Here is a 13,057-nt window from a genome sequence, read left to right on the forward strand (position 1 = left end):
GACCTACGGAGGCGCTAGCAACACGCAACAGGTCGTTTTTAGCGAAACATCGTATGTGTAAGGCATAAAAAAGCCTATCCGTGAGGATAGGCTTTCTCTAAATAGGTGTCTGGCGATATCCAGCCAACTTTCACATGGTTTGTTCATGAACATCGGTTCGCCTTGGCTGCCCTTGCTAAATCCCAGACATAAAAAAAAGCCTATCCGTAAGGATAGGCTTTCTCTAAATAGGTGTCTGGCGATATCCAGCCTACTTTTACATGGCAATTTCAGACATAAAAAAACCCAGCACATAGCTGGGTTTTTAAAATAGGTGCCTGGCAGTGACCTACTTTCACATGGGGAGACCCCACACTATCATCGGCGCAGTTGCGTTTCACTTCTGAGTTCGGCATGGGTTCAGGTGGTTCCACAACGCTATTGCCACCAGGCAAAAACTTGTTGTCTTTAACATTCGAAAAAACTGATATATCCCACGAGCATAACAAGCACTCTTGGTTCTAAAATAAAGTATCTATAAGCAACACCCTTTAGGTGTTGTATGGTTAAGCCTCACGGGTAATTAGTACAAGTTAGCTCAATGCCTCACAGCACTTACACACCTTGCCTATCAACGTTGTAGTCTCCAACGGCCCTTCAGAGGACTTTAAGTCCTAGTGAGAATTAATCTCAAGGCCTGCTTCCCGCTTAGATGCTTTCAGCGGTTATCAGTTCCGAACGTAGCTACTGGGCAATGCTATTGGCATAACAACCCAAACACCAGCGGTTCGTCCACTCCGGTCCTCTCGTACTAGGAGCAGCTCCCTTCAATTCTCAAACGCCCACGGCAGATAGGGACCGAACTGTCTCACGACGTTCTAAACCCAGCTCGCGTACCACTTTAAATGGCGAACAGCCATACCCTTGGGACCGACTTCAGCCCCAGGATGTGATGAGCCGACATCGAGGTGCCAAACACCGCCGTCGATATGAACTCTTGGGCGGTATCAGCCTGTTATCCCCGGAGTACCTTTTATCCGTTGAGCGATGGCCCTTCCATACAGAACCACCGGATCACTATGACCTACTTTCGTACCTGCTCGACGTGTCTGTCTCGCAGTTAAGCTGGCTTATGCCATTGCACTAACCGTACGATGTCCGACCGTACTTAGCCAACCTTCGTGCTCCTCCGTTACTCTTTGGGAGGAGACCGCCCCAGTCAAACTACCCACCAGACACTGTCCGCATCCCGGATAACGGGACAACGTTAGAACATCAACACTACAAGGGTGGTATTTCAAGGTCGGCTCCACATCATCTAGCGACAACGCTTCAAAGCCTCCCACCTATCCTACACATGTAGGGTCAATGTTCAGTGTCAAGCTGTAGTAAAGGTTCACGGGGTCTTTCCGTCTAGCCGCGGGTACACCGCATCTTCACGGCAATTTCAATTTCACTGAGTCTCGGGTGGAGACAGCTTGGCCATCATTACGCCATTCGTGCAGGTCGGAACTTACCCGACAAGGAATTTCGCTACCTTAGGACCGTTATAGTTACGGCCGCCGTTTACCGGGGCTTCGATCAATAGCTTCGCTTGCGCTAACCACATCAATTAACCTTCCGGCACCGGGCAGGCGTCACACCGTATACGTCATCTTTCGATTTAGCACAGTGCTGTGTTTTTAATAAACAGTTGCAGCCAACTGGTATCTGCGACTGCCGTCAGCTCAGGGAGCAAGTCCCATCACCAACAGCAGCGTACCTTCTCCCGAAGTTACGGTACCATTTTGCCTAGTTCCTTCACCCGAGTTCTCTCAAGCGCCTTGGTATTCTCTACCCAACCACCTGTGTCGGTTTGGGGTACGGTTTCGTATAATCTGAAGCTTAGAGACTTTTCCTGGAAGCAGGGCATCAACCACTTCATCACCTTAGTGACTCGTCATCAATCCTCAGCCTTAGACACCCGGATTTTCCTAAGTGTCCAGCCTACAACCTTAAACGCGGACAACCAAACGCCGCGCTGGCCTAGCCTTCTCCGTCCTCCCATCGCAATTATACGAAGTACAGGAATATTAACCTGTTTCCCATCGACTACACTTTTCAGTCTCGCCTTAGGGGCCGACTCACCCTGCTCTGATTAACATTGAACAGGAAACCTTGGTCTTTCGGCGAGGGGGCTTTTCACCCCCTTTATCGTTACTCATGTCAACATTCGCACTTCTGATACCTCCAGCAATCCTTACGAATCACCTTCAACGGCTTACAGAACGCTCCTCTACCGCACTTGCAAAGCAAGTACCCGTAGCTTCGGTGCATAGCTTAGCCCCGTTACATCTTCCGCGCAGGCCGACTCGACCAGTGAGCTATTACGCTTTCTTTAAATGATGGCTGCTTCTAAGCCAACATCCTGGCTGTCTAAGCCTTCCCACATCGTTTCCCACTTAGCTATGACTTTGGGACCTTAGCTGACGGTCTGGGTTGTTTCCCTTTTCACGACGGACGTTAGCACCCGCCGTGTGTCTCCCGGATAGTACTTAGTGGTATTCGGAGTTTGCAAAGGGTTGGTAAGTCGGGATGACCCCCTAGCCTTAACAGTGCTCTACCCCCACTAGTATTCGTCCGAGGCGCTACCTAAATAGCTTTCGAGGAGAACCAGCTATCTCCCGGTTTGATTGGCCTTTCACCCCCAGCCACAAGTCATCCGCTAATTTTTCAACATTAGTCGGTTCGGTCCTCCAATTGGTGTTACCCAATCTTCAACCTGCCCATGGCTAGATCACCGGGTTTCGGGTCTAATCCCAGCAACTATGCGCGCAGTTAACACTCGGTTTCCCTACGGCTCCGCTATTCGCTTAACCTTGCTACTGAAATTAAGTCGTTGACCCATTATACAAAAGGTACGCAGTCACCCCACAAAGAGGCTCCCACTGCTTGTACGTATACGGTTTCAGGTTCTATTTCACTCCCCTCACAGGGGTTCTTTTCGCCTTTCCCTCACGGTACTGGTTCACTATCGGTCAGTCAGGAGTATTTAGCCTTGGAGGATGGTCCCCCCATATTCAGACAACATATCACGTGTGCCGTCCTACTCGTTTTCACTTCAAATCACCTTTCGTGTACGGGGCTATCACCCGCTACGGCCAAACTTTCCAGCTTGTTCCACTAAATTATAAGAAGCTTAAGGGCTAATCCGGGTTCGCTCGCCGCTACTACCAGAATCTCGGTTGATTTCTTTTCCTCCGGGTACTTAGATGTTTCAGTTCCCCGGGTTCGCCTCGTAACGCTATGTATTCACGTTACGATACTGCATAAAATGCAGTGGGTTTCCCCATTCGGAAATCCATGTCTATTGCGTCTTTTATCGACTCAACATGGCTTATCGCAGATTAACACGTCCTTCATCGCCTCTGACTGCCAAGGCATCCACCGTATACGCTTAGTCACTTAACCATACAACACCTAAATGTTGTCGCTTAAATCACTTGAATGGTCAGGCTGTATAAATCCTGCCACTCGAGTACGATCACCTTATTTTTTTGAATACCAAAAACACTTGTTATTTAACTCGTATTTTTGAGATATTTTTTATCAGCTTTTCCAAATTGTTAAAGAGCATTCGGCTTCTTAGAAACCAAAGCTAAGCACTGTATCAACATAATGCTTAGCTTTATTTTCTTAAACCAAGAGAGAAATGGTATCCCGTACGAGATTTGAACTCGTGTTACCGCCGTGAAAGGGCGGTGTCCTAGGCCTCTAGACGAACGGGACACTGCGTTAGCTGTTCTCGTTGGTTCTAAACCACACTAGAACTTCTCTCTTTATCTTCTATCAAGCAATCTGTGTGAACACGTCACAAAACATAAACGTTCATAATAAGGAGGTGATCCAGCCCCAGGTTCCCCTAGGGCTACCTTGTTACGACTTCACCCCAGTCATGAACCACAAAGTGGTGAGCGTCCTCCCGAAGGTTAAACTACCCACTTCTTTTGCAGCCCACTCCCATGGTGTGACGGGCGGTGTGTACAAGGCCCGGGAACGTATTCACCGTGGCATTCTGATCCACGATTACTAGCGATTCCGACTTCACGGAGTCGAGTTGCAGACTCCGATCCGGACTACGACATGCTTTCTGGGGTCCGCTTGCTCTCGCGAGTTCGCATCCCTCTGTACATGCCATTGTAGCACGTGTGTAGCCCTGCCCGTAAGGGCCATGATGACTTGACGTCGTCCCCACCTTCCTCCGGTTTATCACCGGCAGTCTCCCTAGAGTTCCCACCATCACGTGCTGGCAAATAAGGATAAGGGTTGCGCTCGTTGCGGGACTTAACCCAACATCTCACGACACGAGCTGACGACAGCCATGCAGCACCTGTATCTAAGTTCCCGAAGGCACCAATCCATCTCTGGAAAGTTCTTAGTATGTCAAGGGCAGGTAAGGTTCTTCGCGTTGCATCGAATTAAACCACATGCTCCACCGCTTGTGCGGGCCCCCGTCAATTCATTTGAGTTTTAACCTTGCGGCCGTACTCCCCAGGCGGTCTACTTAATGCGTTAGCTGCGTTACCCACGGGTTAAACCCACAGACAACTAGTAGACATCGTTTACGGCGTGGACTACCAGGGTATCTAATCCTGTTTGCTCCCCACGCTTTCGTACATGAGCGTCAGTTTTTGTCCAGGTGGCCGCCTTCGCCACTGGTATTCCTTCAGATCTCTACGCATTTCACCGCTACACCTGAAATTCTACCACCCTCTACAAAACTCTAGCTTCCCAGTTCCAAATGCCATTCCCAGGTTGAGCCCGGGGATTTCACATCTGGCTTAAAAAGCCGCCTGCGTACGCTTTACGCCCAGTAATTCCGATTAACGCTCGGACCCTCCGTATTACCGCGGCTGCTGGCACGGAGTTAGCCGGTCCTTCTTCTGTCGCTAACGTCAAACAATATACGTATTAAGCATATTGCCTTCCTCACAACTGAAAGTGCTTTACAACCCGAAGGCCTTCTTCACACACGCGGCATGGCTGCATCAGGCTTTCGCCCATTGTGCAATATTCCCCACTGCTGCCTCCCGTAGGAGTCTGGGCCGTGTCTCAGTCCCAGTGTGGCTGATCATCCTCTCAAACCAGCTAGGGATCGTCGCCTTGGTGAGCCATTACCCCACCAACTAGCTAATCCCACTTGGGCTAATCTCTACGCGAAAGGCTCCGAAGAGTCCCCTCCTTTGGTCCGAAGACATTATGCGGTATTAGCAGTCGTTTCCAACTGTTGTCCCCCACGTAAAGGCATATTCCCAAGCATTACTCACCCGTCCGCCGCTCGTCATCTTCTAGCAAGCTAGAAATGTTACCGCTCGACTTGCATGTGTTAAGCCTGCCGCCAGCGTTCAATCTGAGCCATGATCAAACTCTTCAATCAAAGTTTTTTCGCTCAAAGTAAATACTGAAATTATTACTGTTAAAACAGTGTGTCACTCCAGTCCACTTAAGCTAATTTTTTTCGCTTAGTGCTCTGTGAGTGCTCACACAGATTGCTTGATAAATTGTTAAAGAGCGTTGCTTCTTGCGAAGCGAGGTGCGCATTCTACGCCATCCTCGGTGACTGTCAACCGCTTTTTTCAATCTTTTCCGAAGAACTTTTCTAAGGAAAGTTTGAAGCGTTTAACCGTCGCTGATAAAGCCTCAGGCCTTACCAACCCTGACCGCTTGCTGCTGCGCTATTGCGTGCTGCCCGCCGTGTCAGTGGAGTCGCATTATAGGGATCCGAGTTTTTAGCGCAAGTGTTTTTTGAATAAAAACGTAAAAATGTGACTTTATGGCGAAAAAAGGCACGAAGAGCTTATTATTCATACTTTGAAGGCCGAAATGAGCTAATTTGGACACTACAATTAGATACTGTGATATCTGTTTATCTTAACTTCGACATCGGTATTCACTATTGGCTTTCTTGGCGACGCTCATCCATTAGTCTTAAATTTCCTTTCTGATACAGTGCAACACTTTGTATTCAACGAGGGATAACGTAAGCTGGGAGCCAATCGTAATGGCAACAATGAGTGGAGATTGCAATGACCATTAAATCCTTTTCAGGCTATAGCCCGATTCTCGGCAAAGAAGTCTGGGTCGATCCTAGCGCTGTCCTATATGGTGAGATCAAACTTGGTGATGACGTAAGTATCTGGCCCTTGGTCGCCGCTCGAGGTGATGTGAACCATATTCATATAGGTGCTCGCTCGAATATACAGGATGGCAGTGTTTTACATGTCACCCGAAAAACTGAGAACCCACCCGATGGTTTCCCTCTACTCATCGGAGAAGATGTCACAGTAGGCCATAAAGCAATGTTACATGGTTGTACTATTGGTAATCGAGTATTAGTTGGGATGGGTGCCATCGTATTAGATGGGGTCGTAGTAGAAGACGAGGTAATGATCGGTGCCGGCAGTTTAGTCCCGCCAAATAAACGTTTAAGCTCTGGTTATCTTTATATGGGAAGTCCAGCCAAACAAGCTCGCCCCCTGAGTGAAAAAGAGAAAGCTTTTTTAGGCGAATCCGCACAAAACTACGTACGCTTAAAACAGCAATATCTTGAGAGTTAAACTTAACGGATCCTAAGCTTGGGAGACGTTGCATGATTGTACACAGCGAACAATCCCGAGCTCAGGCTAAATAACAAGGTCGCCGTTGGGTTCGAAATCTTCTTGTTGTAATTTCTGCTCTAGCAGATCTTCAATATCAAACTGAACACTGTGATAAGCCTCCAACATTTTCGCATCATTATTCAAGGGTAAACCGACCAGGTGCTCTAAAGTACTTTTACGCACCGCGCACATTATCTTCGCCCCCATCACTTGAGCCGTAAACTCTACTCGCTGATTGACCGACTGCCAGTGCTGGTCATCACTAATAATAATTGCTTGATTCATAAATCGCTTACTCCTAGTAACACTTGTCTTGTTTTATCGATTTGTTTTAAAGTGTTGTCATTGTTAACACAAACTGCAAGTGAATATTAAATGATTAGATGGCAATGGCTGAGCTTCGAACAATTAACTAATCAGCAACTCTATCAGGTACTGGAGCTCAGAGAGTCGGTGTTTGTGGTCGAACAAAATTGTCCCTATCAAGACGCCGATGGCAAAGATCCGGAAGCTTGGCACCTATTGGGCAGCACCCCCCAGCAACAGTTACTTTGTTATGCTCGAGTATTTGAGCCTAGCCCATTAACGGCTAGTATTGGCCGAGTGGTCATCGCAGCCTCTGCCCGAGGGGACGGCCTAGGGCAGCAATTGATGCAACAAGCGATTGATTTTTGTCAGCAGCGTTGGCCACAAGCGCAGATTGCTATTTCGGCGCAACGCTATTTGGAAGATTTCTATCAAAAACTTGGTTTTGAAATCTGTAGCGAACCCTATCTAGAAGATGATATTCCTCACATCGGTATGCAATTTAGCGCAACCGCTTAGTGGTTTTTCTTCTTGGTTCTCACCTATCGTTGACTAACAACTTAAATTTCGTCTAAGTTCACGTAATACTTGGCGTGCTCCAGGTCGGATACCACGCCAAATAACAAAACTCTCGGCGGCTTGTCCCACTAGCATGCCTAAACCGTCCACCACCTTAGCTGCGCCATGGCGAATCGCCCAAGCATTAAATGCAGTCATTTGCGCAGAATAAGTCATGTCATAACACAACAGTTTGGAATGAATGAGCTCAGCGCTTACCGCTGGTAGCTCTCCAGCAAGACCCGCTGAGGTTGAATTAATGATAATATCAAACTTCCCACTGAGCTGCTCAAATGAGCAAGCCCGAACTTCACCAAACTCCGCAAAGCGCTGCGCCAAAGTTTCAGCCTTACTCAAAGTACGGTTAGCAATAAGCACTTCATTGGGTTGCTCTAACAGCAAGGGATGTAGCACGCCACGCGCCGCTCCACCTGCGCCTAACAATAAGATGCGTTTATATTTGAGCTCACCGAAGTTGGACAGTAAATCCGCCACCAAGCCCGCGCCATCGGTATTATCTCCCAAAATCACACCATCGTCGGTCCGTTTGAGGGTATTCACCGCGCCCGCTAATAAGGCTCGTTGGGAATATTGCTCAGCCGCTTGATAAGCTTGCTCCTTAAAAGGGGCCGTGATATTGCAACCTTTACCGCCATCTAACCAAAATTGCTGAAGCGCGACGGCAAAACCATCAAGGGCTGGTTCAATCGCCTTATAAACCAGAGCTTGCTGAGTTTGTTGAGCAAATAAAGTATGAATGAAGGGAGATTTTGACTGACGGATTGGATTGCCAAATACTGCGTATAAATCCATGTTGAACGCTACTTAAAGAAAACATAATTGCACCTTAACAAGGCTACACAGAAATGCCAAAGTGCAATGGTTTAAAATAACAAAAAAAGCAGCTTACGCTGCTTTATTTTAGTCTTCACCGTCTAGATCGGCAGTGCTAACATCCTCCACATCATCATCGCCATCGTCAACGTCACTATCTACCACTCTAGCCTGAGCTTTCGGTGGATTACTGACTAAACCATGAAAGGCTTTACGCCCAGTAAGCTTTTTATACTTCAACCATAGTTTTTGCTCTGCTGTTTCCGGCTCAGCTTCGCTACGACATACCGCGATAAAGGCTTGTTCAACTTCGTCTTGTGGTTCCCGAAGAGACTCATCCAACTCTTTGAAAGCGTAACCACAACGCTCTAACAACTCAGCTTCTTTAATGGTAAAAGCACCACTACGAGAAAAACCACGGCGAAAATGTTTATCATCTGAAAATCGACGTTTTGCTAAAAACGATCCATTCATAGCTTAAAATCCAACTAATAAAAAAATCATTAAAGTTAACTTGATGGGGACCACCCAACAGTTAAAATAATTAATCTAAAGTCGGCATTCTTGCAAGAATTTAAATCATTTTTTTAAGATAAATTATGCTTTTAGTCTGAGCCAATCTCTGGCAACCAAATAACGTTGGTATAATTGCTGTTCAGCACTCCCCGGCGAAGGCTGCCAGTTGTAACGCCATCGAACCAAAGGCGGTAAAGACATCAAAATGGATTCAGTACGGCCCCCCGATTGCAAGCCAAACAAAGTGCCACGATCATAGACTAAGTTAAACTCAACATAGCGTCCCCGTCGATACAGCTGGAAATCTCGTTGTTGTTCAGTAAATGGAAGCGCTTTACGACGCTCAACTATCGGCAAATAAGCCTTGAGAAATCCTTCGCCGACCGCTCGAGTAAAGGCAAAACTTTGCTCAAAGCTGGGAGTATTTAAGTCATCAAAAAACAAACCGCCAATTCCACGTGTTTCATTTCGATGTTTCAAAAAGAAATAACGATCACACCAAGCCTTATATTTCGGATAAACATCATCCCCAAAGGGTTGGCACAAATCCGCCGCTGTTTGGTGCCAGCTAATACAGTCTTCATCGAAACCATAGTAAGGCGTTAAATCAAAACCACCACCAAACCACCAGATCGGCGCCTCGCCCTCTTTTTCAGCAACAAAAAAGCGTACGTTGGCATGAGAAGTGGGCAACATGGGGTTGTTCGGGTGAATGACTAACGAAACCCCCATCGCCTCAAAGTGTCGACCCGCCAGTTCTGGCCGCTGGGCAGTGGCCGAAGCTGGCATTTGTTGCCCACAAACATGAGAAAAGTTAACGCCTGCTTGCTCAAACACCGCACCGTCACTCAATACGCGAGTTCGACCCTCCCCCGTTAAGCCTTGATGTTCAGCTGGATCGCGTTGCCAATCATCGTGAAGGAAAACAGCCTCACCATCTTGCAACTCTAATTGTTGACATATAGTTTGTTGTAGTTGCAGCAGAAACTGACGTACCGCTTCAATATTCACATCTTGCATCGTACTTCCTTACACGAGTCCTAAGGGCGTAACAGCGCACCAGTTTTAATGTCTAAAATTTGGCTCGTTTGTTCAGCACCGCCTAAGGCACCATCTAAGACCAAATCAACACCTTGTAAATGAGCCGCATTAACCGCTGTTAAGGCAGGAGGTTCACCACTATAGTTGGCTGAAGTTGAGACCAGAGGCTTGTCCCATTGCTGGCATAAGCTTTCAACCACTGGATGACGAGTTATCCGCACCGCGACCGTATTAAATTGTCCACAGATCCAAGCAGGTGTCTTGTCCGATACCGGGACCAACCAAGTCGTAGGGCGAGCCTGTCGGCTTAACAACTTCTGCCGCTGTGACGAGCTTAGCCCTGCGTAGTCAATATAGGGTAACAAAGGCGCTAAGCTAGCAGCCAACAAAATAAGGCCCTTCTCAACAGGTCGACACTTAATCTCTAAAATTTTCTGTACTGCGACTTGATTATCGGGATCGCACCCCAAACCAAACACCGCTTCGGTAGGATAAGCAATCACAGCGCCTTGCTGTAGGGCGAGCACAGCTTGGTTGACATCGAAACTGATGGCTGCTGGAAGTAGGGGTTCTGTTGTCATTACTCTTTTACTTTCACTAGGCTATGAATTAATAAAAATTGTAAGGCGGCGCAAACCACCACCGAAGGCCCTGCTGGGGTATCTTGATACCAAGATAAACATAAGCCAAACAGCACTGAAATCGCCCCAAACAAGATAGCTAAGAGCGCCATTTGCTCGGGAGAGCGACTTAAACGTCTTGCCGTAGCAGCCGGAATCAACAACAAAGAGCTAATAATTAGAGCACCAACGATCTTCATCGCAATGGCAATGACCAACGCTAACAACAGCAATAATAAAGCCCGCATTAATCCGATATTAACACCTTCTACTTCAGCTATTTGCTCATTCACCGTCGCCGACAATAAGTTGTTCCACTGACTGAGTAACAGCGCAAGAACTAACGCGCCGCCACCCCAAATCCATAATAAATCTTGGTGGGTGACCGCAAGCAAATCACCGAACAAATAGGCCATTAAATCGACTCGCACATTATCCATCAAAGCCACCACGACTAAGCCCAAAGATAATGCCGAATGCGCCATAATACCCAGCAAAGTATCACTGGCGAGTTGCTTGTAGCGCTGCAAGGATAATAAGATAATCGCCAATGTCACTCCGCTAATCACCACCGCGAAGACCGGATTAATCTGCAACCATAGACCTAAAGCCAAACCCAACAGAGAAGCATGCGCTAAAGTATCACCAAAATAAGCAAGTCTGCGCCACACCATAAACGAGCCTAAAGGGCCTGCTAATACCGCAATACCTAAGCCTGCGAGCAGGGCATTAATTAAAAAATCGTCCATGGTTTAACTATTCTCTTCGGTCGATGCGTGGTGCTGATGATCTTGTTCATCACACACATGATGATGAGTATAAACGGCCAATTGCTGGCGTTCATTGTGGGCAAATAAGCGGGCAAACTCGGGATGTTGAGCGACACTTTCCGGCTCTCCATGACAACAAACATGGTGATTTAAGCAAATCACATGGTCAGTTCCGGCCATCACTAAATGTAGATCATGCGACACCAGCAATACACCACAGTTAATTTGTTGTGCGATATCAGCAATCAACTGATAGAGTTCAATTTGCCCACTAATATCAACCCCTTGTACGGGTTCATCCAATACCAACAATTGTGGTTCGCCTAACAGCGCGCGCGCCAACAATACCCGTTGTAACTCACCGCCCGACAAACGAACAATTTGTCGGGTCAACAAACCATCAATACCCAACTGTCGAATGACTCGACTCAAATCTTGTTTAGAATAATGTCGAGCCAATTTTAAAAAGCGCTCAACCGTTAACGGAAAGGATTCATCAAGATTAATCTTTTGCGGTACATACCCAATGCGCAACTTAGTCGCTTTAGTTATATTGCCAGAATCGGCCCGCAACAAACCTAAAATCACTTTCACCAGCGTACTTTTACCGGCGCCATTTGGACCAATCAGCGTCGTAATCTGGCCGCGATTGAGCTCCAGCGAGACATGATCTAATACCAGCCGCTGATCAAAACTAACGCATACATTGCTTAATGAAAGTAAGGTGGTCAATACCAAAATCCTATGATTAAATCTAACGTAAAACCCCAATGGGGTTTCATCAAGGGCGCGCTATTCTACACTAGATGTTACACTATCGTATTATTTTACTAAATCATCTCGAATAGCCTACATGCGTAAACTGATCTTTGCTTTATTGTTAATCGCCACGCCCACATGGGCAACCAACGCGAATATTTTAGTCAGTATTAAACCCTTGCAACTATTGATTAGTAGCCTGACCGAAGGCGAACAGACAGTAGAGTATTTAATTAGCCCTAACGTGTCACCACATGACTACGCATTACGTCCCTCGGATGTAAGACGGATCCGTCAAGCCGACTTAGTGATATGGGTGGGCGACGAACTGGAACCTTTCTTAAGTAAACCGCTAAGCCAGACCCAACGTGCTCAACTGGCATTACTTGAACTAAAGGATTTACAACTAATTAGTGGTGAAAAGGCCCACCAACAGCATCAACACGCGGAACATCACCATGAGGTTGACCCACATATTTGGCTTGGCCCCGCCGAAAGTCGCGTCATAGCAAAAGCAATAACTGAACAACTGATCAAATTCAATCCTGAGCAACGTATCCATCTACAGCAGCAATTACAGCGCTTTAACCAACGCTTAGATCAGCTCAACAAGAAAATTGACCAGCAGCTAAGGCCCGTCAAGCAACAGGGTTACTTTGTGTTTCACGATGGCTACAGTTACTTCGAGCGACAGTTTAAATTAAACCGTTTAGGAGAGTTCACCATTAACCCACAACGTAGACCCGGTGCCAAAACGCTACAATACATACGCCAAAATCTAGAGCAAGGTTCAGCTCAGTGTATTTTTGCCGAGCCGCAATTTGATGGTGCGCTACTGCATACTATTAGCGAAGATAGCGGTGCAAAGATCGGCCTGTTGGATCCCTTAGGCATCGCCGTTGTACCAAACGCTCAGAGCTACTTTCAATTACTGCAAAATATGGCCGATGCATACCGCAATTGCTTAAGCAGCGAACAAGCGTAATTTACCAGCATCAAAAAGGAGTCTCGGCTCCTTTTTGATTCAAATCGTTAT

At 47.0% G+C, this 13,057-nt stretch carries 10 protein-coding genes, 1 tRNA gene and 3 rRNA genes; 3 read left to right on the forward strand and 11 right to left on the reverse strand.

Translation table 11 applies throughout. The features are described 5' to 3' along the window. Positions 1-315: 315 nt before the first annotated feature. The 4 genes from rrf to ACRRS1_RS21430 form a co-directional block, all read right to left on the reverse strand. Positions 316-431, reverse strand: a 5S ribosomal RNA gene (gene rrf / locus ACRRS1_RS21415). Positions 432-541: 110 nt separating this feature from the next. Further along, a 23S ribosomal RNA gene (locus ACRRS1_RS21420) occupies positions 542-3,429 on the reverse strand. 242 nt (positions 3,430-3,671) lie between these two features. Next, positions 3,672-3,747 (reverse strand) — tRNA-Glu (locus ACRRS1_RS21425). Positions 3,748-3,852: 105 nt separating this feature from the next. After that, positions 3,853-5,395 (reverse strand): 16S ribosomal RNA (locus tag ACRRS1_RS21430). The 16S, 23S and 5S rRNA genes sit together here with 1 tRNA gene alongside, the layout of an rRNA operon. 649 nt (positions 5,396-6,044) lie before the next feature. Here ACRRS1_RS21430 and ACRRS1_RS21435 point away from each other — a divergent pair. Further along, positions 6,045-6,575 (forward strand): gamma carbonic anhydrase family protein, encoded by a 531-nt coding sequence (locus ACRRS1_RS21435; protein ID WP_432460431.1) that lies wholly within the window; start codon positions 6,045-6,047, stop codon positions 6,573-6,575. 66 nt (positions 6,576-6,641) lie between these two features. On the opposite strand, the gene ACRRS1_RS21440 is transcribed toward ACRRS1_RS21435, so the two are convergent. Next, a complete protein-coding gene (locus ACRRS1_RS21440; protein ID WP_432460432.1) occupies positions 6,642-6,902 on the reverse strand; it encodes a DUF1488 domain-containing protein in 261 nt (86 codons plus the stop codon). Positions 6,903-6,992: 90 nt separating this feature from the next. Between ACRRS1_RS21440 and ACRRS1_RS21445 the strand changes: the two genes are divergently transcribed. Then, on the forward strand, positions 6,993-7,442 hold the full coding sequence (locus tag ACRRS1_RS21445; RefSeq protein WP_432460433.1) for a GNAT family N-acetyltransferase: 450 nt from the start codon (positions 6,993-6,995) through the stop codon (positions 7,440-7,442). A gap of 33 nt (positions 7,443-7,475) precedes the next feature. Here ACRRS1_RS21445 and aroE read toward each other — a convergent pair whose 3' ends face one another. From aroE to znuC, 6 genes are all read right to left on the reverse strand, one after another. After that, positions 7,476-8,294, reverse strand: coding sequence for a shikimate dehydrogenase (gene aroE, locus ACRRS1_RS21450; protein ID WP_432455481.1), 819 nt, complete (start codon positions 8,292-8,294; stop codon positions 7,476-7,478). Positions 8,295-8,402: 108 nt separating this feature from the next. Next, positions 8,403-8,789, reverse strand: coding sequence for a DUF413 domain-containing protein (gene maoP, locus ACRRS1_RS21455; protein ID WP_432460434.1), 387 nt, complete (start codon positions 8,787-8,789; stop codon positions 8,403-8,405). Positions 8,790-8,912: 123 nt separating this feature from the next. Next, positions 8,913-9,851 (reverse strand): oxygen-dependent coproporphyrinogen oxidase, encoded by a 939-nt coding sequence (hemF, locus tag ACRRS1_RS21460; RefSeq protein WP_432455479.1) that lies wholly within the window; start codon positions 9,849-9,851, stop codon positions 8,913-8,915. 20 nt (positions 9,852-9,871) lie between these two features. Next, positions 9,872-10,453, reverse strand: coding sequence for a Sua5/YciO/YrdC/YwlC family protein (locus ACRRS1_RS21465; RefSeq protein WP_432468768.1), 582 nt, complete (start codon positions 10,451-10,453; stop codon positions 9,872-9,874). After that, complete coding sequence (znuB, locus tag ACRRS1_RS21470; RefSeq protein WP_432455477.1) at positions 10,453-11,241, reverse strand: zinc ABC transporter permease subunit ZnuB; 789 nt, start codon at positions 11,239-11,241, stop codon at positions 10,453-10,455. The genes ACRRS1_RS21465 and znuB overlap by 1 nt, the downstream gene beginning before the upstream one ends. 3 nt (positions 11,242-11,244) lie before the next feature. Continuing rightward, a complete protein-coding gene (gene znuC / locus ACRRS1_RS21475; RefSeq protein ID WP_432455476.1) occupies positions 11,245-11,994 on the reverse strand; it encodes a zinc ABC transporter ATP-binding protein ZnuC in 750 nt (249 codons plus the stop codon). Between the two features lie 121 nt (positions 11,995-12,115). Between znuC and znuA the strand changes: the two genes are divergently transcribed. After that, positions 12,116-13,006, forward strand: coding sequence for a zinc ABC transporter substrate-binding protein ZnuA (gene znuA, locus ACRRS1_RS21480; protein ID WP_432455475.1), 891 nt, complete (start codon positions 12,116-12,118; stop codon positions 13,004-13,006). Positions 13,007-13,057: the final 51 nt, after the last annotated feature.

Origin of the sequence: Agarivorans sp. Z349TD_8, from assembly GCF_050870825.2 — a bacterium.
Taxonomy (GTDB): domain Bacteria; phylum Pseudomonadota; class Gammaproteobacteria; order Enterobacterales; family Celerinatantimonadaceae; genus Agarivorans.

Excerpts from the sequence above, each read along its gene's own strand:
- maoP (WP_432460434.1), bottom strand. The coding sequence starts at position 8,789 with ATGAATGGATCGTTTTTAGCAAAACGTCGATTTTCAGATGATAAACAT.
- znuA (WP_432455475.1), top strand. The coding sequence starts at position 12,116 with ATGCGTAAACTGATCTTTGCTTTATTGTTAATCGCCACGCCCACATGG.
- znuB (WP_432455477.1), bottom strand. The coding sequence starts at position 11,241 with ATGGACGATTTTTTAATTAATGCCCTGCTCGCAGGCTTAGGTATTGCG.
- hemF (WP_432455479.1), bottom strand. The coding sequence starts at position 9,851 with ATGCAAGATGTGAATATTGAAGCGGTACGTCAGTTTCTGCTGCAACTA.
- ACRRS1_RS21465 (WP_432468768.1), bottom strand. The coding sequence starts at position 10,453 with ATGACAACAGAACCCCTACTTCCAGCAGCCATCAGTTTCGATGTCAAC.
- aroE (WP_432455481.1), bottom strand. The coding sequence starts at position 8,294 with ATGGATTTATACGCAGTATTTGGCAATCCAATCCGTCAGTCAAAATCT.
- ACRRS1_RS21440 (WP_432460432.1), bottom strand. The coding sequence starts at position 6,902 with ATGAATCAAGCAATTATTATTAGTGATGACCAGCACTGGCAGTCGGTC.
- ACRRS1_RS21445 (WP_432460433.1), top strand. The coding sequence starts at position 6,993 with ATGATTAGATGGCAATGGCTGAGCTTCGAACAATTAACTAATCAGCAA.
- ACRRS1_RS21435 (WP_432460431.1), top strand. The coding sequence starts at position 6,045 with ATGACCATTAAATCCTTTTCAGGCTATAGCCCGATTCTCGGCAAAGAA.